The sequence below is a fragment of the Streptococcus sp. 5346 genome (assembly GCF_013277455.1).
GTDB lineage: Bacteria > Bacillota > Bacilli > Lactobacillales > Streptococcaceae > Streptococcus.
In genome coordinates, this window is record NZ_VMMY01000015.1 from 84,681 (window position 1) to 103,693 (window position 19,013).

The 19,013-nt window shown below is 42.0% G+C and carries 18 protein-coding genes; 3 read left to right on the top strand and 15 right to left on the bottom strand.

The features are described 5' to 3' along the window. Nucleotides 1-16: 16 nt before the first annotated feature. The 15 genes from HT732_RS09310 to nrdR form a co-directional block, all read right to left on the bottom strand. Nucleotides 17-469: a YhcH/YjgK/YiaL family protein gene (locus tag HT732_RS09310; protein ID WP_173254816.1), complete on the bottom strand. Its 453-nt coding sequence runs from the start codon at nucleotides 467-469 to the stop codon at nucleotides 17-19. Between the two features lie 1,050 nt (nucleotides 470-1,519). Then, nucleotides 1,520-2,500 (bottom strand): acetylxylan esterase, encoded by a 981-nt coding sequence (locus HT732_RS09315; protein WP_173254818.1) that lies wholly within the window; start codon nucleotides 2,498-2,500, stop codon nucleotides 1,520-1,522. Nucleotides 2,501-3,079: 579 nt separating this feature from the next. After that, the gene (gene recG / locus HT732_RS09320) at nucleotides 3,080-5,095 is read right to left on the bottom strand and encodes an ATP-dependent DNA helicase RecG (RefSeq protein ID WP_173254820.1); all 2,016 of its coding nucleotides are present in this window, start codon (nucleotides 5,093-5,095) and stop codon (nucleotides 3,080-3,082) included. An 18-nt stretch (nucleotides 5,096-5,113) separates the two neighbouring features. Then, nucleotides 5,114-6,217, bottom strand: coding sequence for an alanine racemase (alr, locus tag HT732_RS09325; RefSeq protein ID WP_173254822.1), 1,104 nt, complete (start codon nucleotides 6,215-6,217; stop codon nucleotides 5,114-5,116). Further along, nucleotides 6,207-6,569, bottom strand: a complete 363-nt coding sequence (gene acpS / locus HT732_RS09330) for a holo-ACP synthase (RefSeq protein ID WP_049523944.1) — start codon at nucleotides 6,567-6,569, stop codon at nucleotides 6,207-6,209. The genes alr and acpS overlap by 11 nt, the downstream gene beginning before the upstream one ends. A 44-nt stretch (nucleotides 6,570-6,613) precedes the next feature. Beyond that, nucleotides 6,614-7,645 (bottom strand): 3-deoxy-7-phosphoheptulonate synthase, encoded by a 1,032-nt coding sequence (locus HT732_RS09335; protein ID WP_000864042.1) that lies wholly within the window; start codon nucleotides 7,643-7,645, stop codon nucleotides 6,614-6,616. 1 nt (nucleotide 7,646) lies between these two features. Beyond that, on the bottom strand, nucleotides 7,647-8,678 hold the full coding sequence (locus HT732_RS09340) for a 3-deoxy-7-phosphoheptulonate synthase (RefSeq protein WP_000232192.1): 1,032 nt from the start codon (nucleotides 8,676-8,678) through the stop codon (nucleotides 7,647-7,649). Between the two features lie 80 nt (nucleotides 8,679-8,758). Beyond that, nucleotides 8,759-11,272: a preprotein translocase subunit SecA gene (gene secA, locus HT732_RS09345; RefSeq protein ID WP_001274075.1), complete on the bottom strand. Its 2,514-nt coding sequence runs from the start codon at nucleotides 11,270-11,272 to the stop codon at nucleotides 8,759-8,761. A 145-nt stretch (nucleotides 11,273-11,417) separates the two neighbouring features. Next, nucleotides 11,418-11,708, bottom strand: coding sequence for a hypothetical protein (locus HT732_RS09350; RefSeq protein WP_173254824.1), 291 nt, complete (start codon nucleotides 11,706-11,708; stop codon nucleotides 11,418-11,420). 33 nt (nucleotides 11,709-11,741) lie between these two features. Then, nucleotides 11,742-12,077: a hypothetical protein gene (locus HT732_RS10425; RefSeq protein WP_240155853.1), complete on the bottom strand. Its 336-nt coding sequence runs from the start codon at nucleotides 12,075-12,077 to the stop codon at nucleotides 11,742-11,744. 85 nt (nucleotides 12,078-12,162) lie between these two features. Beyond that, nucleotides 12,163-13,473 (bottom strand): ribosome biogenesis GTPase Der, encoded by a 1,311-nt coding sequence (gene der, locus HT732_RS09355; protein WP_173254826.1) that lies wholly within the window; start codon nucleotides 13,471-13,473, stop codon nucleotides 12,163-12,165. A 13-nt stretch (nucleotides 13,474-13,486) separates the two neighbouring features. After that, the gene (locus HT732_RS09360) at nucleotides 13,487-14,200 is read right to left on the bottom strand and encodes an NADPH-dependent oxidoreductase (RefSeq protein ID WP_173254828.1); all 714 of its coding nucleotides are present in this window, start codon (nucleotides 14,198-14,200) and stop codon (nucleotides 13,487-13,489) included. Continuing rightward, a complete protein-coding gene (gene dnaI / locus HT732_RS09365) occupies nucleotides 14,197-15,093 on the bottom strand; it encodes a primosomal protein DnaI (RefSeq protein WP_164226645.1) in 897 nt (298 codons plus the stop codon). The genes HT732_RS09360 and dnaI overlap by 4 nt, the downstream gene beginning before the upstream one ends. Next, nucleotides 15,094-16,263, bottom strand: a complete 1,170-nt coding sequence (locus HT732_RS09370) for a replication initiation and membrane attachment family protein (RefSeq protein WP_173254830.1) — start codon at nucleotides 16,261-16,263, stop codon at nucleotides 15,094-15,096. Continuing rightward, on the bottom strand, nucleotides 16,264-16,737 hold the full coding sequence (gene nrdR, locus HT732_RS09375; RefSeq protein ID WP_001203672.1) for a transcriptional regulator NrdR: 474 nt from the start codon (nucleotides 16,735-16,737) through the stop codon (nucleotides 16,264-16,266). A gap of 139 nt (nucleotides 16,738-16,876) precedes the next feature. Here nrdR and HT732_RS09380 point away from each other — a divergent pair, with 139 nt between their 5' ends. Genes HT732_RS09380 through HT732_RS09390 form a run of 3 tightly spaced genes read left to right on the top strand, consistent with a single transcriptional unit; the run spans nucleotide 16,877 to nucleotide 18,725 of the window. Then, a complete protein-coding gene (locus HT732_RS09380; protein ID WP_000119148.1) occupies nucleotides 16,877-17,242 on the top strand; it encodes a GntR family transcriptional regulator in 366 nt (121 codons plus the stop codon). A 4-nt stretch (nucleotides 17,243-17,246) separates the two neighbouring features. Then, nucleotides 17,247-17,942, top strand: coding sequence for an ABC transporter ATP-binding protein (locus HT732_RS09385; RefSeq protein ID WP_020903239.1), 696 nt, complete (start codon nucleotides 17,247-17,249; stop codon nucleotides 17,940-17,942). A 15-nt stretch (nucleotides 17,943-17,957) separates the two neighbouring features. Further along, a complete protein-coding gene (locus tag HT732_RS09390; protein ID WP_173254832.1) occupies nucleotides 17,958-18,725 on the top strand; it encodes a hypothetical protein in 768 nt (255 codons plus the stop codon). Nucleotides 18,726-19,013: the final 288 nt, after the last annotated feature.

The window sequence follows — 19,013 nt, forward strand, 5'->3', positions numbered from 1 at the left end:
TTCTTCCCTTTCTACATTAAGAAATCGCAACTTTAAAGACAACTTTTTTCACAGGTTCATCGTTTATACGAACTTTTGGTTGATGTAAATCTTCTGGAAAAGTGATGAGGCATTCGCCAGCTCTCAAATGAACCAACTGTTCCACTTTCCCTGTGTATAATTCAATATCTTTCTCTTCATCATATTTTTGGGTAACGCTTACATTTTCCGGCGACGTAACAGCCATGGCTTCTTCGTTTTCCAAAACTAAATGAATATCCAAATATTTTTGGTGTGTTTCAAAGAAGGCTCCTGCTTGACCATCTGCTAGATAAGTAAAGCAATTCCCAAACAATCGATCACCATCGATAGCAATCGAACCTTCTGTTAAATTTTCTAGTCCTGTTTTTTCTAGAAAATCTATCAATGTTGCAAAATGTGGATTTACTCCCACATAAGTTTCTAAACGGCTAATTTTTGTAATAATCATCTCTTCTAACCTCCTTTCTCAATCTCTTTTTCCTATCCAAGTTCCCCATTCTTCTGTCTAGCATTTTCTACTAGAAGGACATAAAAACACTACACTCTCTAGGCTATACTCTTTGAAAATCTCTTCAAACCACAGTCGCTTCACCTTGGATTATATAGGTCAGTCTTATCTACAACCTCAAAGCGGTGTTTTGGGCAATCTGCTACTAGCTTGCTAGTTTCTTCTTTGATTTTCATTCAGTATCTCCTCACTCTTCACAAGAAGATCTGATTTTTCTAGCGACAAACAGAACAAATAAGTTAGTTCAATTAGCTACCTTCCTTATAGATGAAATTGATATTCATGAAGGAAGTCGCCCTTTATTTTTTGCAAAAGATACTGGTATGAATCTATTTGGGGAATTGAATTTATAAGCTGCTCACTTATACTCTTCGAAAATCAAATTCAAACTGCGTCAACGTCGCCTTGCCGTACTCAAGTACAGCCTGCGGCTAGTTTCCTAGTTTGCTCTTTGATTTTCATTGAGTATTAGTTTTTCTAAAATAATTCTAATCTATTATTCTAGCACTAATAGACTCTTTGGCTAAATCTCCTTTCTACATCTCGTTTCACCAAGAACTTTTAAGAGAGAAATACTCTAAATTAGTTTTGTTACCGTTTTCAATTAGAGTATACTTTTTTTTTTTAGTATTTCAAGTCTTTTTCTAATTTGGAATTTAGTTTCAAATCTTTTTAACTATATCAACTACATTAAAAGTACTTTCAAAAATAAGTAGGTTTCTTGCAAGACCTGTTTCGAGTGGACAAGATAAGAAACAAGAAAGTCAATTTTAGGAGAAAATGAAGGAAATAATCTTGTGATATAACAGTATAATATGAAAATTGAGCAAATTGATTGGCAAATTCAAACCAATTTCTAATAATGATTTAAGAAGTGTAGTGTCCTAATATAGATTCAATGCACTATAAAACGCATAGTATCAAGCTTGTTCAACACCTGATACTATGCGTGTTTGTGTTTTTTAAGATTTTGTGCTTAGAGTCGACTCCTTATTTTAGATATTTAAAAGGAATCTCACTTCCACAGAGCCAATTGTAGACTTGGTCGTTAACAAATACATTCATGGCTTCGTGAGCATACTCGGGCATGATGCGATAGGCCTTATCGCAAGTCAGACGGTTATAAATCGCAAACTGGGTAATAGGATAACAAACATCGTCGTCCAAGCCCGTAATCATCTTAACCTCACCTTGGATACGATGGGCAAGATTTTTGACATCGATATAGGCAAGAGTCGCCATGATTTCCTCCTCAGTTTCATGGAAGGGATCGTGGAACTTGAAATAACGGAACAGTTCGTCATAGGCCTCACTGGTATTGCCAATCTCAAGAACTCGTCTGAAGTCTGACAAGAAAGGATAGATGGCAATAGTTTTCTCAATTCGAGGATTGAGCGCTGCTGCAACCAAGGCTAGAGCGCCACCTTGAGAAGCACCATAGCTAGAAAGACGCTTCTCATCAACCTGAGGCAGACTAGCAATAATTTCAACCAACTGGTAAATGTCCAAATAAACATCCTTATAAAGGAGATGCTCCCGACCTTCCACAGCACCACGGATGATATGCCCCTTCACGGTATTTCCTAAAGGAGAACGCAAGCCGTCTTGTGAGTAACCTGACTGACCCCGCACATCCATGGAAACAACACCGTAACCAGCTACGGTGAAGGCTAACATGTCGGCCCAGTCCCAGCCACGTCCCATATAACCATGGAAATGGAAGATTAGCGGAACCTTCTCCTCACTCTTTGGAAGAACGACGCGTGCATAGACCTTGCCTTCATTGCTTCCTTCAAAGGTTAACTCATAGCACTTGACTTGAGGGATGTGAAAATTTCTTTCCTCCAACTGGTAGGCTGGAAGCGTGGAAACTTTTTTCACTTCCTCATCCCAGAAAGCATCAAAGTCTTCTGGAACCTCATCCCTTCCTAGGTAAGTCTTAATCTCTTCTAACAAAGTTGGATTTTTCATAGCATGCTCCTTTTATTTTGTAATCGCTACCACAACTGTAGCACATCTAAGAAAGCAATGCAAGAAAGAAGGCTAAATAGAAAGTGAATTTAGCTTTTCCTCCTTCAAGCCTATTGACTGAAAGTAGTTTTAGAAACGAAAAAAGAGCATTTCGCTCTTTCTTCCTTCTATTTATATTAGTTTTTGGCTTCTTTCTTTTGAAAAATGCTTGGGTAATTTACTTTAATCGTTACTGTCATCTGAGAGTCCTCGTTTCTTTTTGATGACTCTAGTATAAGGGGCAAACCTGAAAGCTAGCTTAAGATTTCCTTAGAGAAAGCTTAAGCTAGGTGTTCTTTCTTCTCTAAATGAAGGGCAATCATGCGCCACTCTGGATCCTCTTGCCAAGTTTCTGTGTAGCGAAAAAAGAGCATTTCGCTCTCTCTTCTGTTTATACTAGTTTTTTGCTTCTTTCTTTTGGAAAGTGGTTTGGTAATTTACTTTAATCGTTACTGTCATATGAGAGTCCTCGTTTCTTTTTGATGACTCTAGTATAAGGGGCAAACCTGAAAGCTAGCTTAAGTTTTCCTTAGAGAAAGCTTAAGCCAGATGTTCTTTCTTCTCCAAATGAAGGGCAATCATGCGCCACTCTGGATCCTCTTGCCAGCCTTCTATAGAACTAATGTAGCTGGCAACTTTTCTGGCTTCTTCTAAAATCGGAAAATCTTCGATAATATCAGCCACTTGGAACTCTGGAAGTCCTGACTGTCTGGTTCCAAAAATCTCACCAGAACCACGCATTTTCAAATCTTCCTCCGCAAGGACAAATCCATTAGTGGTTTCCGTCATGATGCGCATGCGGTCTTTCCCAGAATCCGTCTTGGGATTGGCAACGAGAACTGCATAAGACTGCTTATCTCCCCGACCCACACGACCTCTAAGCTGGTGAAGCTGGCTGAGACCGAAACGATCGGCATCCATGATGATCATGACAGTCGCATTTGGAACATTAACCCCGACCTCGATAACTGTCGTCGAAACCAGAATATCCGTTTTTCGCTCTTTGAACTCCTGCATAATCTGGTCTTTTTCGTCACTCTTCATCTTACCATGTAAAAGAGCCACCTCTGCCTTTCCTGCAAAATGAGCCGTCAACTCTTCTGATAAGGCAATAGCATTTTTCAGATCCAGAGCTTCTGATTCTTCAATCAAGGGAGAGATGACATAGGCTTGAGAGCCTTTTTGGATTTCCCCCTCTAACCAAGTCAAAACCTGAGGTAGTTGCTCATGCTTGATCCAGCGTGTCACAATAGGCTTCCGTCCTGCTGGCATCTGGTCAATAATGGACACATCCATATCTCCAAATGCTGTGATAGCCAGCGTCCGTGGAATAGGAGTCGCCGTCATCATGAGGACATCTGGGTTGTCGCCTTTTTCCCGTAAAATACGCCTTTGCCCCACGCCAAAACGGTGCTGCTCATCGATGATAATCAAGCCAAGACGAGCATAATCCACTCCATCTTGTATCAGAGCGTGGGTTCCGATAATCAAATCAGCCTCACCCTTGGCAATGGTGTCCAAGACTTCTCTTTTTTCTGCCGACTTCAAAGAACCTGTCAAGAGAGCTAATTTCAAGTCTGGAAAAAGCCCCTTCAAACTCTCAAAATGTTGCTCTGCGAGGATTTCTGTTGGCACCATGAGAGCTGCTTGGTAACCAGCTGTCACTGCCGCAAACATAGCCAAGCCAGCAACTACTGTTTTTCCGCTCCCCACATCCCCTTGTAGGAGACGATTCATGTGGTGGTCGGACTTCATGTCGGTCAAAATTTCCTGCAAACTTTTTTCTTGAGCTGGGGTCAGGGCAAAAGGCAAGCTTTCTTTGACAGCTGTCACCTTTTCCTGAGACCAGTTCAGAACCAGACCACTTCCCTGAACTCTATTTTCAGACTTGAGCGTCTGCAATTGCATTTGGAAATAAAAGAGTTCCTCAAATTTGATACGGCGAAGGGCCTGCTTGTATTCTGCCAAATCCTTGGGGAAATGCATGGCACGAACAGCCTGACAACGGGACATGAGTTTGTATTTGTCCAGCAAAGACTGGGGAAGATTTTCCTCAATCAAGAGGTCCAGTCCCTGATCAAAGGCCGTCTTGATAACCTTGACCAGACTAGCCTGACTGATTCCCTGAGCCAAGCGATAGACAGGTTGGAGGTCATCTTCCACCTGAGCCAGGACCTTCATCCCAGTCAAACTAGCCTTGGCACGGTCCCATTTTCCAAAGACGGCAAGAGTTGCTCCCAACTCTATCTTGTCTGCTAGATAGGGCTGGTTAAAGAAATTCACCGCAAAAACGACTTCTCCCTGCTTGAGGCTAAAACGCAGGCGATTGCGCTTGAATCCATAATACTGGACACTGGCAGGAGTCACGACTTGACCAGAAAGAACCGCCTTTTCACCGTCTTCCAGTTCCAATACTTGCTTGGTTTTGAAGTCTTCATAACGGAAAGGAAAGTAGAGCAAGAGGTCTTGCAAGTTTTCAATTCCTAGTTTGGCGTACTTCTCTGCTGACTTTGGTCCCACACCAGGTAAGACATGCAAGGGTTGATGTAGATTCATGCTCCACTCCTTTCTTTTCTAATAATATTCTCTCGGAATGCGGTCGCTGAGGAGACAAACCACCTCATAGTTAATAGTCCCACGGTAGGCAGCTACCTGAGTTGCTGTGATTTCCTTGTCCCCGTTAGAACCAATCAAGGTCACCTTTGTTCCGAGCGGATAAAGATTAGGCAAACGAATGGTGATTTGGTCCATCGAAACCCTGCCGACGATTGGACAAGCTTGGCCATCTACCAAGACAGAAAAATTCTGCATGTCACGTGTCCAACCATCCGCATAGCCGATTGGCACGGTCGCGATGACTTGCTCGCTATCCGCCTGATAGGTAGCTCCGTAGCCCATACAAGCTCCAGCTGGAACTGTCTTGACATGGACCAGAGCAGATTCCAAGGTCAAGGCTGGTTTCAAGTCATAGGGTAAGTTCAAAACCTCTCCGCTAGGATTGAGACCATACATGGCATCTCCCATACGGATCGCATTAAAAATAGTCTCTGCATGCCAAAGAGTCGTTGCAGAATTGCTAGCATGTATCAGCTCTGGAAGACCTTTCATACTAGCTAAAATAGTTTTAAACCGTTCTAACTGGGCATTAAAATAGTCATCTGATTCCTCATCAGCAGTAGCAAAGTGGGTAAAGATTCCTTCAACACGGGCACCGTGTTGTTGAAGCAAGTTTTGAGCCTGCTCAGCCTCACGAACCTCTCTAAAACCAATCCGTCCCATGCCTGAGTCAATCTTAAGGTGGACTGTCAATCCAGTTAGGTCCGCTTCCTTATCTAAGAGTGCTTGAACCCACTCCAGTCCAGCCACAGTCAAGGTGATGTCGTATTCTTTAGCAAGAGAAACAGCTTCGATTTCAGAAACTCCTAAAATGAGGATTCGTTTGCTGAGTCCAGCCTGTCTGAGTTCAATGGCCTCATCAATATTCGAAACGCAAAAACCATCGACATCATCTTGAATCGCCTTGGCAACGGTAACAGCTCCATGACCATAGGCATTGGCCTTGACCACAGCCCACTTGAGCGTTCCTTCAGGGATATGAGCCCCCATTTGCTGAATATTTTGTAGAATAGCTCCCAGATGAATCAGAGCCTTGGTTGGTCTATGCGGACTAGCTTTCATGATTTTCCTCCAAAATGACACTGGCTGTCACAAACTGATCGGTATGGCTGATAGACAGCCAAATCTTTCCTGAAAATGGTGCCTGACTAAAATAAGGCGCCCCGCGTTCATTGTTCAAGACTTCCAAATCCTGAAAACCGAGCTTCCCAATACCAGTTCCCATAGCCTTGGAAAAGGCCTCCTTAGCCGACCAGCGACCTGCCAAATATTCGATTTGCCTGCGCCCTTTAAGACTGTTAAACCGTTTCATTTCCTTAGCAGTCAGCACGCGCTTGGCAAAACCTTCATGTCGTGTAACTGCGCTTTCTATCGAAGCCAATTCTTCGATGTCAATTCCGTGTCCAACTATCATTCTCATCAAAAGGAGTTGAGATTCCCCAACTCCATCCTTTTCACTTATTTTGTTAAGGTAGCATAGATTTCTTCTACCAAGGCCTCTGTATTTTCCCAACCTAGGCAAGGATCGGTAATAGAGCAACCAAAGACCTCTGGTTGGTTTTGACGACCATCTGCTAGATAGGATTCAATCATAAATCCTCGAACCGTCTTTTTAATCTTCTCATTCCAGTCACGATTTTGCAAGGTCTGGCGAACAATCCGAATTTGCTCCATATATTGCTTGCCTGAGTTATCATGGTTGGTATCGATGAGGATAAAAGGATTTTCAAGCCCCATGGTCTCATAGCGTTCAATGGCATTTAGCAAGGTTTCATAGTAAAAGTTAGGCTCATTTTTCCCATATTCATTAACTGCGCCACGAAGGATGACGTGAGCCAAGGGATTTCCTGAAGTCTCAACTTCTTGCCCATGGAAAAGGAAGGTCTGTTTATTTTGAGCGGCATAGATGCCATTAAACATAACACCAAGATTTCCAGAGGTTGGATTTTTCATTCCGACTGGCGCATCAATCCCTGAGGCCACAAAACGGTGCTCTTGGTCTTCTACAGAACGAGCTCCTACAGCATGGTAGCTGACCAAATCATCTACCAAGACCAGATTTGACGGATAAAGCATCTCATCTGCCGTTGTCAAACCAGTCTCTGTAATCACGCGGTAGTGCAACTGCCGCACAGCCTGCAAGCCATTAATCAGGCTTGGAGCCTTAGAAGTATCTGGCTGATGAACCAAACCTTTATAGCCGTCTCCGTTGGTACGCGGTTTAGCAGTATAAACACGCATAACCATGAAAATCTTGTCCGCCACCTTCTTTTGCAAGGCGGACAAACGGCGGGCATATTCCAAGACAGCCTCTTCATTATCAGAAGAGCAAGGACCAATCACCAAAAGGATCCGGTCATCTTCTCCTGAAATAATGTCTGCCAATTCTCTATCGCGACGCTCCTTTAGTCGCAAGGCTTCGGCAGACAATTGGGTTTCTGCCTTGATTGCTTCAATATCGATTTCTTGACCTTTTTCAATAAATGCCATCTTATTCTCCTAGCGTTTGGTAGATTTCTCTGACGAGGGCTTCCGTATTTTCCCAGCCAAGGCAAGGGTCTGTGATAGACTTGCCAAATACTTCTGGCTCATTTTGTCGACCATCTTCCAGATAAGACTCAATCATAAAACCACGAACGAACTGCTTGATTTTTTCATTCCAAGCACGATTAATCAAGGTCTGGCGGACAATTCGGATTTGTTCCATATACTGCTTACCAGAATTGTCATGATTGGTATCAATGATGATAAAAGGATTTTCCAAGCCCATTTTCTCATACTGGGCAATGGTGTCAATTAAATTGTCATAATAGTAGTTGGGAATATTTTTTCCATACTCATTAAGAGCACCACGAAGAATGGCATGCGAAAGCGGGTTCCCAGTTGTTTCCACTTCTTTTCCTAGGAAAAGGAAACTTTGCTTGTTTTGAGCAGCATAAATCCCATTAAACATAACATTGAGATTTCCAGATGTCGGATTTTTAAAACCAGTCGCGAAATCTGCTCCACTTGCCACAAAGCGGTGTTGCTGGTCTTCAACTGAACGGGCACCAACTGCCATGTAAGAAATCAAATCATCCACAAGCGGAAGATTTTCAGGATAAAGCATTTCATCAGCTGTTGTCATACCAGTTTCCGTGATAACACGATAGTGAAGATGACGAACGGCTTTGATTCCATTGATGAGGCTTGGCGCCTCTGTCGCGTTAGGCTGGTGAATCAAGCCCTTATAGCCATCTCCGTTGGTACGGGGTTTGGCTGTATAAACACGCATAACCATAAAGATACGGTCTGCCACTTCTTCTTGTAGGACTGCCAAACGCTTAGCGTATTCAAGGACAGCTTCTTCATTATCAGATGAGCATGGCCCGATTACCAAAAGAATTCGCTGGTCTTCTCCACGTATAATGGCTTCTAGCTCTTGATCACGCTGTGATTTTCTCTCCAAAGCTTGGCCTTCTAATTTTGATAAGGCACGAACTTCTTCAATATTAATTTTAGGACTTTTTGCTGTAAATACCATAACTCATCTCCTTATAAAGCAAACGGATACCAAGTAAAAATTTACTTTTCACAAGGTATCCGCATCTAAACTATCTCATTTTATTGTCTTTTTCCGTGACAGTTTTTAAACTTCTTACCAGAACCACATGGGCAAAGTTCATTGCGTCCAATCTGGCTCAAATCCAAATCTTCTGGCATACTTGCTTGGTGGGCAGCAATATTACGAGTCGCTGTTGTACTGATATGGCGTTCTGCCTGTGGTCTTTCTTGTTCATGAATTTGTGCTTTCATCATCAAACGTGTCACATCAAACTCAATCGAACCAATCATGTCATTAAACATACGGAAACCTTCTGCCTGATACTCAACAACAGGGTTGTTCTGAGCATAGCCACGAAGTCCAACCGCGTTACGCAATTGATCGAGGGCATCGATATGATCTGTCCACTTGTTATCCACCACTCGTAGAATCAAAACTTTTTGGAATTCTTTAACTGCTTCTTCATCACGTAGTTTTGAAACCTGACTATCGTAAACTTGCAAGGCACGTTGGAAGAGTTCTTCCTTAATAGCCTTATCAGACAAGCCTGACAAGTCTTCCATCGTAATAGAATCTTCTGGAAGCAAGTTGTACTTAGCAAAGTTCAAAATTGCCTCTAGTTTTTCATCTTGTTTGGCACGCGCATGACCATCAACGACACGTTCAATCGTGCGTTTAATCATAGACTGAATTTCAGGTGCCAAGTCACGGTCTGCAGTGATGACATCATAACGTTGAGCATAGATAATCTCACGTTGTTCACGCATGACATCGTCGTATTGAAGGACTTGTTTACGGGTATCGTAGTTATTTCCTTCAACACGCTTTTGCGCTGCCTCAACCTGACGCGTCAACATACGAGACTCAATGGCCTCTTCAGACATGTTGAGACGTTCAAAGATGCCTTTCAAGCGTTCAGAACCAAAACGTTTCATCAAATCATCTTCAAGAGAGAGGTAGAATTGTGACTCACCTGGGTCTCCTTGACGACCTGAACGTCCACGAAGCTGGTTATCGATACGACGGCTTTCATGGCGTTCTGTACCAATCACACAAAGTCCTCCAAGTTCACGAACTCCTTCACCAAGCTTGATATCGGTACCACGACCGGCCATGTTAGTCGCAATGGTAACAGCACCACGTTGACCAGCATTCATGATGATTTGAGCTTCTTTATAGTGGTTTTTGGCATTCAAGACTTCGTGAGGAACGCCAGCTGCGACCAATTTCTTAGAAATATAGTCACTTGTTTCAACCGCTACTGTACCAACCAAGACAGGCTGACCTTTTTGGTAACGAGCCTTAACGTCTTCGACAACTGCCTTAAACTTAGCCTCGATACTTGCATAAAGAAGGTCTGAGTGGTCAATACGTTGAACAGGACGGTTGGTTGGGATTGGAATCACACGAATGTTGTAAATTTCACGGAATTCTTCTTCCTCAGTCTTACCTGTACCCGTCATACCAGACAATTTCTTGTACATACGGAAAAGGTTTTGGTAAGTGATTGAGGCAGATGTCTTGGTTTCATCCTGGATTGGCACACCTTCTTTGGCTTCAATGGCTTGGTGCAAGCCATCAGAATAACGACGACCTTCCATGGTACGACCTGTAAATTGGTCAACGATCAAGATTTCTTGTTCTTCGCTCACCACATAGTCAATATCGAGAAGCATGATGTAGTTGGCACGAAGGGCGTTATCGATAAAGTGAGTAAGAGCTACGTTTTCGATGTCATAAAGGTTTTCAAGTTTGAAGTAGCTTTCAGCCTTGTCAATCCCTGAATCAGACAAACCAATAGTTTTAGACTGTACATCGATGATATAGTCGTCTTTGTCCAACGATTTTACATAGTGGTCTGCCATGTGGTAGAGCTGACTGGTTTCAACTGCGTTAGCACCTGATACGATCAAAGGTGTACGAGCCTCGTCAATCAAGATAGAGTCAACCTCATCGACCAAAGCATAGTTAAGCGGACGTTGTACCATGTTTTCAGCACGAACGACCATGTTATCACGAAGGTAGTCAAATCCGATTTCTGAGTTGGTTGAGTAAGTAATATCACACTCATAGGCTTCTTTTTTCTCCATTGGAGATTTGGCAGCCAAGTTAATCCCTACTGACAAACCAAGCCAAGAGTACAATTCACCCATCTCAGTCGCGTCACGCTCGGACAGGTATTCGTTAACCGTAACTACGTGGACCCCTTTACCTGAGAGGGCATTGAGGTATACCGGCATGGTCGCAGTCAAGGTTTTCCCTTCCCCTGTACGCATCTCTGGCACGTCACCATGGTGAAGAACGATTCCACCCATGACCTGAACCTTATATGGGAAGAGACCTAGGACACGTTTGGCACCCTCACGGACAACTGCAAATGCTTCGTAAAGCAATGAATCCAGTGATTCTCCATTTTGATAACGCTCTTTAAATTCAACTGTTTTTGCTTTTAGTTGGTCATCTGTCAAAGCAGCCATTTGGTCTTCATATTTGAAAACCTTATCAGCCATCTTTTCCAGACGACGGATTTCTCCTTTATCATTTTCGATAATTGTTTTTAAAATATTAGCCATGTTTTTCCTTACTTTAAATTCCGAATATTTTAGAATGTTCTTTTAATTTTAGCACAATTACTGATTATTTTCAAGGAAGAATCCCCATTTTGAAAAGGAAAAAGAGGCTAGTTTCCAAGCTAACCTCTCTGACTTTTATGATGCTTTAATTGCCAAAAAAAATCGGCAAAATCGCAAATAGGATAAATAGATTTATCCAAAGAGAAAAACAGCAGATCAATCCAAAAACAAAGAGACTGACTTTCTTGGACAGCAAGGCCATCAAAATCGACAGAATTCCAAAAACTAGTAAAACTTTCTGCATGATTAAGAGATTGATAGATATTCCCAGAACTGGTTTATCCCAAGGAACAAAGAAGAAAGCCAGCCAGATCAACAGAACTAAACCAATATAAACCTTGGAATAGCGTGAAATAAATGATTTTAGATGTGCCATAAGCCACCTCCTACAAATAAAAACCAATATAAATCAATGTCTCCCCGCTTTAGACTTCCCTAATTCTCGTCTCAAGCGAAGCATTTTTTTGAAACAGAAATAAGTTAACCTATTCAGACCAATAGCTAGCAGAATAAAAAGAAACCAAATGCCCCATAACTTGATATCTGTCAAATTTCTCAAGACGATATTGAAAAACCGAACTGAAATAACTGTCCAAGCAAGGCTAAAAAGAGCATAGAGGGGGATGTAAACCCAGTAAAAATAGTAAAAAATTGGGAAAAATTTACTATCTCTATTAGCATTTTCAATCCAGCTGAAAAAGTAAAACCAGGGTAATAAGATTAACAATTTAAACAAATGTTTCATCACTAGCCCCTCTCTATTTGACAACGCTTTCTTTATCTTCATTATATCAAAAAAATCTGGAAATGTCATTCCAGATTCTACTTTTTTATTTACGCTTTCTTGCGATAAGATGGATTGGAGTCCCCTCAAAGACAAAGGCCTTGCGGATTTGATTTTCCAAGAAACGTAGGTAAGAAAAGTGCATGAGTTCTTCTTCGTTGACAAAGATGACAAAGGTTGGTGGTTTAGTTGCCACTTGGGTCGCATAGAAAATCTTGAGGCGTTTTCCTTTGTCTGTCGGTGTTGGGTTGATGGCAATAGCATCCATAATCACATCGTTCAAGATAGCTGATGGAATACGTGTATTTTGACTTTCACTGATTTGCTTAATCATCTCAGGAAGTTTGTGGAGGCGTTGCTTGGTCAAAGCTGATACAAAGATAATCAGTGCGTAAGGCAGGTATTGGAACTGCTCACGGATATCTTCTTCCCAGTTTTTCATGGTATGGTTGTCTTTTTCAAGTGTATCCCACTTGTTGACCACGATAATCATTCCTTTACCAGCTTCATGGGCAAATCCTGCGATACGCTTATCGTATTCACGAATGCCTTCTTCCGCATTGATGACCATTAAGACCACATCTGAACGGTCAATAGCACGCATGGCGCGCATGACAGAGTATTTCTCGGTATTTTCATAAACCTTACCAGACTTACGCATACCAGCCGTATCAATCATGGTAAACTCTTGACCATCTGTATCTGTAAAGTGGGTATCAATGGCGTCACGAGTTGTTCCAGCAACTGGACTAGCAATGACACGATCTTCTCCCAAGATAGCGTTAATCAAGCTTGATTTTCCGACGTTGGGACGACCAATCAAGCTAAACTTAATCACATCTGGATTTTCTTCTTCATATTCATTTGGAAGATTTTCTACGATGGCATCTAGCACATCCCCTGTACCGATACCATGGACAGATGAGATTGGCAGTGGTTCACCCAAACCGAGGGCATAGAAATCATAGATATCATTTCGCATTTCAGGGTTGTCCACCTTGTTAACTGCGAGGATAACTGGTTTGTGGGTCTTATAAAGCTTACGGGCTACGTATTCGTCCGCATCGGTAATTCCTTCCTTACCAGACACGACAAAGACGATAACATCTGCTTCTTCCATGGCAATTTCTGCCTGGTGCTTGATTTGTTCCATGAAAGGAGCATCGACATCATCGATTCCTCCTGTATCAATCATGCTAAAGGAACGATTGAGCCACTCACCCGTTGCATAAATACGGTCACGTGTCACTCCTTCGACATCTTCTACAATGGAGATTCGCTCACCAGCGATCCGATTAAATAGGGTTGATTTCCCAACATTGGGACGTCCTACAATGGCAATAGTTGGTAGGGCCATAATTTCTCACTTTCTACAATAACTTCTTCTGTTCAAGATTTTTTCTAGTTGAGCTTGGTTCAGCTTGACCAAACTGTTCTGCTAGGCGCTGACTCCAGCTTGTGGTTGCACGCGCTCCAGCATAGTCTGCCTGTACACGGTCATAAGCTTCGATTGCCTCATTTGGCTGCTCTTGGTATTCTTCCTCAAACACCACTTGATGCAATGGCAAGCGAGGTTTGACTTCATGTTCTTCATTTGGTAAACCTAGTGCCATCCCAAAGACAGGATAGGTGTAGTCAGGCAGGTTAAAAAGCTCTGCTACTTCTTCTGACTTGTAACGCACCAAGCCAATAATGACACCACCATAGCCCAAGCTTTCAGCTGCCAGCAAGGCATTTTGACCAGCAAGGGCCGCATCGACTGAACTAATCAAGAGGCCTTCTACACCTTGAGGTTGGAAGGTGTCGGTATGGAGTCGTGCTCCCTTTTCTGCACGGTTCAAATCTCCGACAAAGAGAAGAAAAACAGCTGACTGGCGAATGGCTTCTTGAGGTAGCAATTCATACAAGGCATCTTTCTTCTCTTGACTTCGTACCACAATCACAGAGTAGGATTGGAAATTCTTCCAAGACGAGGCCATCTGGGCTGCTGTCAGGATTTCAGTCAAGTCTTCCTGAGGGATGACTTGCTCCTTAAATCTTCGCACAGACTTATGGGCTTTCATCAGTTTAATCGTTTCTGTCATCGGCGGTTCACTCCTTCTAAACGAGTCTCCTCAGCCAAATAACGGATGCGTTCCATGACGCGTCTGGCTTCCCAGGTTTCGTCATTTCCATGTTTCCCTTTAGCGAAATGCTGCTCCAATTCTTCAAAGTTGAAGTTGGAGGTGAAAAAGGTCGGTAAATTTTCCTGCATCCGATATTGGAGAATGACTTGCAGGATTTCGTCACGCACCCAAGCTGTTGATTGCTCGGCACCAATATCATCTAAAATCAGGACTTCAGAAAGCTTAAGCTCATCTACCAAGGTCTTAACATTGCCATCACCGATAGCATTTTTGACATCGATGACAAAGCTAGGATAGTGGAGGAGAGTGGATGAAACACCACGTTTTTCTGATAAATCATGGGCTAAGGCAGCCACCATGAAACTTTTACCCACACCAAAGTCTCCATACAAGTAAAGACCTTTTCGAATAGCTGGATATTGCTCCACGAAGGCTAATAGCTTTTCAAAAACTGGCAAACGACCCAAATCATCCAAATCAACTTGAGCCAAACTAGCTTTCTTGAGACTGGCTGGCAGATTGATTAACTTGAGACGGTTCTTAATAGCCGCTTCTTTTTCCGCCGCGATTAGTTCCGGAGTTTCTTCATAAGAAACGTCCGCATAGCCATGATTCATAACCAAAATCGGCTTGTAGCCTTTGGCAATATAATCCGTATCACCACGGAGAAACTTATCGCGCTCGGTGATGTACTGATTAAACTTGGAGATACTGCGATTTAATTCCTCTGGAGTCAGGGATTCTTGCTGGATAAAGGCCGCAACATCAGGGTCCTTCATGATTTTCTGGACCAAGTCTTGATAGTGAAAACGGCTAGGTTGACGTTTGAGTACGTCTCCGACACTTTCCATCTAATCTCCTCCTTTTTCTAATCGAGCTAATAGTTCTTGTTTCTTACGTTCTAGTTCCAGACGAGTTTCCTCACTGGTTTCATTTTTATAATCTGGATTGCTCCACTTGGGTACATTGGACTTGGCAGGACCGGGTTTACTAGTCTTTTGAGCCTGACTCTTCTGTCCTCTCTCACGGATGCGCAAGACTGCCTCTTCTGCCGAATGAATCTTTTGATAGGCGTAATCATTGGCTACCTTCATGGCATATTTCTCATTGATGTTTGCCGAATCGACCTTATTAAAGGTCAACAAGAGAATGATATTGATGACTTCGTCCAGCAAGCCCAAGCCAGCCATCTGTTGCAAGACTTCTCTTTCTGTTTGGATAATGTTTCCCTTACGAGTTTGCTTGATTTCTGCCAAGAACTGCAAGGCCGTTTTACTTTTGGCTTCTTTGATAATGATCATTTCCTTAGGACTAAAGTCAGAGGAAATAGGTTTTTGAGCAATTTTTTCCCGCATACGATTGGTTGAAACGACCTGGGAAACAGCTGTTGACTTAGCCAATTGATAGGTTTCAAACCAAGTCCATTTCTTCTCCTCGGCAATGGCAAAGAGGTTCAAGACATCGGACTGCTCATCCGCAAAGCGAAGTCCATCTCGAGCCATGAGCTGACGAAAATGGTCCAAGTCAAAATCGTTGGCCACTTTCTTCTTGAGACCAAGGTCTTCTTGACTTCCCAGCTCTGCCAAATCTGGAAAGACTTGATTGAGTGAGACAGATATTTCTTCTCCCTCAGCACTCTCAACTTTCAAATCCTCCACAGCTGCATCACCAATCTTTTTCTCCAAAAGTCTGCGATAAACAGGATGCTCCAAGAAATCTTGACTTGAAAGAGGAGCATGGATAACTATCTGATAAACATCCCCCTTTTGATAGAGGGTCAAGAGATTAAAAGCAGATAGGATTTTCAAGGATTTTAAGAGTCTGTCCATCCCAAAGTTGAGATGATTGAGAATACTTGAAAAAAGGTATTCCTTTCTACCATTATCCCAAAAACTAATCGTATAAAGATAAAGGCTCAGCGCCTCCTGACCGATAATCGGGAGGTAGCACTGTACCAGAGATGAGGTATCTTGCGACACCCGATTATTCTTTAGATAAGAAAAACGGTCAATTGGCTTCATTTATCTTTCCTTTTTCTTCTTAGAGGACTGGGTGATTTGTTGGAGCAGGCTCTCTAACTCACTGACATCCTTAAAACTACGATAGACACTGGCAAAACGTACATAGGTAATCTCATCTAACTCAGCCAACTCCTCCATGACGAGTGAACCAATGTCCTCACTTTGAATTTCATTTTCATTTCGACCACGGAGTTTCTGTTCGATACGATTGACTACCATGTTGATTTCATCACTTGACACAGGACGTTTCTGGGCTGAGCGGATAATCCCATTAAAGATTTTATCTCTGGAGAATTGTTCCCGTGTGCCATCTTTTTTAACAACCACCAAGGTTCTTTCTTCTACTCGTTCGTAGGTTGTAAAACGGTGTTGGCATTCATCGCACTCACGTCTTCTACGAATAGTGTTCCCTTCTTCTGCTTGGCGACTATCGATAACACTTGACTTGGTAGCCCCACATTTTGGACAACGCATCCTTTCCCTCCTTATCGTTTTCTTTTCATTATACCATTTTTTAAGCGATTCCCAAAACAATTCTTCTTTTTGCTTGACAAGTTTTTTGTTTTGTTGTATTATTTAATTAAGACAAAAGGATAAAAGAAAGGAGACCAAGATGTCCTGGACATTTGACAACAAAAAACCCATCTATTTACAGATTATGGAGAAAATCAAGCTTCAGATTGTTTCCCATACACTGGAAGCCAATCAACAACTTCCAACCGTGCGAGAGCTAGCTAGCGAGGCTGGTGTCAATCCCAACACCATCCAAAGAGCCTTGTCAGACCTTGAACGAGAAGGATTTGTCTACAGCAAGCGAACAACTGGACGATTTGTGACTGAAGATAAGGAGCTAATCGCCCAATCGCGCAAACAATTATCAGAAGAAGAATTGGAACACTTCGTTTCCTCCATGACCCATTTTGGCTATGAAAAAGAAGAACTACCAAGCGTAGTCGGCGATTATATTAAAGGAGTTTAAGCCTATGTCATTACTAGCATTTGAAAATGTATCCAAATCTTATGGAGCAACACCAGCCCTTGAAAATGTTTCCCTTGACATCCCAGCTGGAAAAATCGTTGGTCTCCTTGGGCCAAACGGCTCAGGAAAAACAACACTGATTAAACTAATCAATGGCCTCTTACAACCAGATCAAGGACGTGTCCTCATCAACGACATGGACCCAAGCCCAGCAACCAAGGCTATCGTAGCTTATTTACCTGATACGACCTATCTCAATGAGCAAATGAAGGTCAAAGAAGCCCTAACCTACTTTAAGACCTTCTATAAAGATTTCAATCTTGAACGCGCCCATCATCTACTTGCAGACCTGGGCATTGATGAAAATAGTCGTCTCAAGAAATTATCAAAAGGAAACAAGGAAAAGGTACAACTGATTTTGGTTATGAGCCGTGATGCTCGTCTCTATGTTCTGGACGAACCCATTGGTGGAGTGGATCCAGCAGCCCGTGAGTATATCCTCAATACTATTATCAACAACTACTCCCCAACTTCTACCGTTTTGATTTCTACCCACTTGATTTCTGATATCGAGCCAATCTTGGATGAAATTATCTTCCTCAAAGACGGAAAAGTCGTCCGTCAAGGAAATGTAGATGATATTCGCTATGAGTCAGGTGAATCCATTGACCAACTCTTCCGTCAGGAATTTAAGGCCTAAGCAAAGGAGATTATTATGTTTTGGAATTTAGTTCGCTACGAATTTAAAAATGTTAACAAGTGGTATTTAGCTCTTTACGCCGCCGTGCTAGTTCTTTCCGTTCTCATAGGAATGCAAGGACACTACTATAATTATGTATCTTTCAAAGATAGCCAACCTGTCTTACTTTTCTTTCTGGCTCTCGTCTTTGGTGGATTGATGATTACACTTGGGATTTCAACCATTTTCTTGATTATTAAACGATTCAAAGGTAGTGTCTATGACCGACAAGGCTATCTGACTTTGACCTTGCCAGTTTCTGAACACCATATCATCACAGCCAAATTAGTTGGAGCCTTCATTTGGTCTATCCTTAGCTCCACTGTACTAGCTCTAAGCGCTTTTATTATTGTTACCATAACGGTTCCAGAATGGATATCAAATTCTGAGTTGATTCCACTTGTAGGAACATTCCTTCCTCAACTCTCTCTTATGGGGGTATCCTTCCTACTAAATACCATTTCCAGCATCCTCTGCATCTACTTGGCTATTTCCATCGGACAACTTTTCAATGAATACCGTACCGCACTAGCCATTGTAGCTTATATCGGTATCCAAATCGTCATTGGATTTATTGAGCTTTTCTTCAATCTTAGTTCTAATTTCTATGTCAATTCACTTGTAGGACTCAATGACCATTTCTATATGGGAGCAGGTATAGCCATTGTTGAAGAACTCATTTTCATAGCTATCTTTTACCTCGGAACCTACTACATCTTGAGAAACAAGGTTAATTTGCAATAATTTTAAAATCAAAAAGGATAACATCTCATCACAGAGAGGCTATCCTTTTTGATTTTATCTCATTTTCTGTCTAATTTTATTTTAAAGACGAATCCTTCTAACCAATTAAATGATAAAATCTGATTTAAAGGTCTTGTTTAATTTCTCTATTGTGTCACTATCATTATATTCCTTACATATTTTCATAGCTTTGGAACATTCTTTTTTATTTCTTTATCATCCACTCTAAAATTAGTGAAATAGTAATTTTTATGATATACTAGCGATAATAAATTGTTATCGGTAGGA

Excerpts from the sequence above, each read along its gene's own strand:
- HT732_RS09310 (WP_173254816.1), bottom strand. The coding sequence starts at position 469 with ATGATTATTACAAAAATTAGCCGTTTAGAAACTTATGTGGGAGTAAAT.
- HT732_RS09315 (WP_173254818.1), bottom strand. The coding sequence starts at position 2,500 with ATGAAAAATCCAACTTTGTTAGAAGAGATTAAGACTTACCTAGGAAGG.
- recG (WP_173254820.1), bottom strand. The coding sequence starts at position 5,095 with ATGAATCTACATCAACCCTTGCATGTCTTACCTGGTGTGGGACCAAAG.
- alr (WP_173254822.1), bottom strand. The coding sequence starts at position 6,217 with ATGAAAGCTAGTCCGCATAGACCAACCAAGGCTCTGATTCATCTGGGA.
- acpS (WP_049523944.1), bottom strand. The coding sequence starts at position 6,569 with ATGATAGTTGGACACGGAATTGACATCGAAGAATTGGCTTCGATAGAA.
- HT732_RS09335 (WP_000864042.1), bottom strand. The coding sequence starts at position 7,645 with ATGGCATTTATTGAAAAAGGTCAAGAAATCGATATTGAAGCAATCAAG.
- HT732_RS09340 (WP_000232192.1), bottom strand. The coding sequence starts at position 8,678 with ATGGTATTTACAGCAAAAAGTCCTAAAATTAATATTGAAGAAGTTCGT.
- secA (WP_001274075.1), bottom strand. The coding sequence starts at position 11,272 with ATGGCTAATATTTTAAAAACAATTATCGAAAATGATAAAGGAGAAATC.
- HT732_RS09350 (WP_173254824.1), bottom strand. The coding sequence starts at position 11,708 with ATGGCACATCTAAAATCATTTATTTCACGCTATTCCAAGGTTTATATT.
- HT732_RS10425 (WP_240155853.1), bottom strand. The coding sequence starts at position 12,077 with ATGAAACATTTGTTTAAATTGTTAATCTTATTACCCTGGTTTTACTTT.
- der (WP_173254826.1), bottom strand. The coding sequence starts at position 13,473 with ATGGCCCTACCAACTATTGCCATTGTAGGACGTCCCAATGTTGGGAAA.
- HT732_RS09360 (WP_173254828.1), bottom strand. The coding sequence starts at position 14,200 with ATGACAGAAACGATTAAACTGATGAAAGCCCATAAGTCTGTGCGAAGA.
- dnaI (WP_164226645.1), bottom strand. The coding sequence starts at position 15,093 with ATGGAAAGTGTCGGAGACGTACTCAAACGTCAACCTAGCCGTTTTCAC.
- HT732_RS09370 (WP_173254830.1), bottom strand. The coding sequence starts at position 16,263 with ATGAAGCCAATTGACCGTTTTTCTTATCTAAAGAATAATCGGGTGTCG.
- nrdR (WP_001203672.1), bottom strand. The coding sequence starts at position 16,737 with ATGCGTTGTCCAAAATGTGGGGCTACCAAGTCAAGTGTTATCGATAGT.
- HT732_RS09380 (WP_000119148.1), top strand. The coding sequence starts at position 16,877 with ATGTCCTGGACATTTGACAACAAAAAACCCATCTATTTACAGATTATG.
- HT732_RS09385 (WP_020903239.1), top strand. The coding sequence starts at position 17,247 with ATGTCATTACTAGCATTTGAAAATGTATCCAAATCTTATGGAGCAACA.
- HT732_RS09390 (WP_173254832.1), top strand. The coding sequence starts at position 17,958 with ATGTTTTGGAATTTAGTTCGCTACGAATTTAAAAATGTTAACAAGTGG.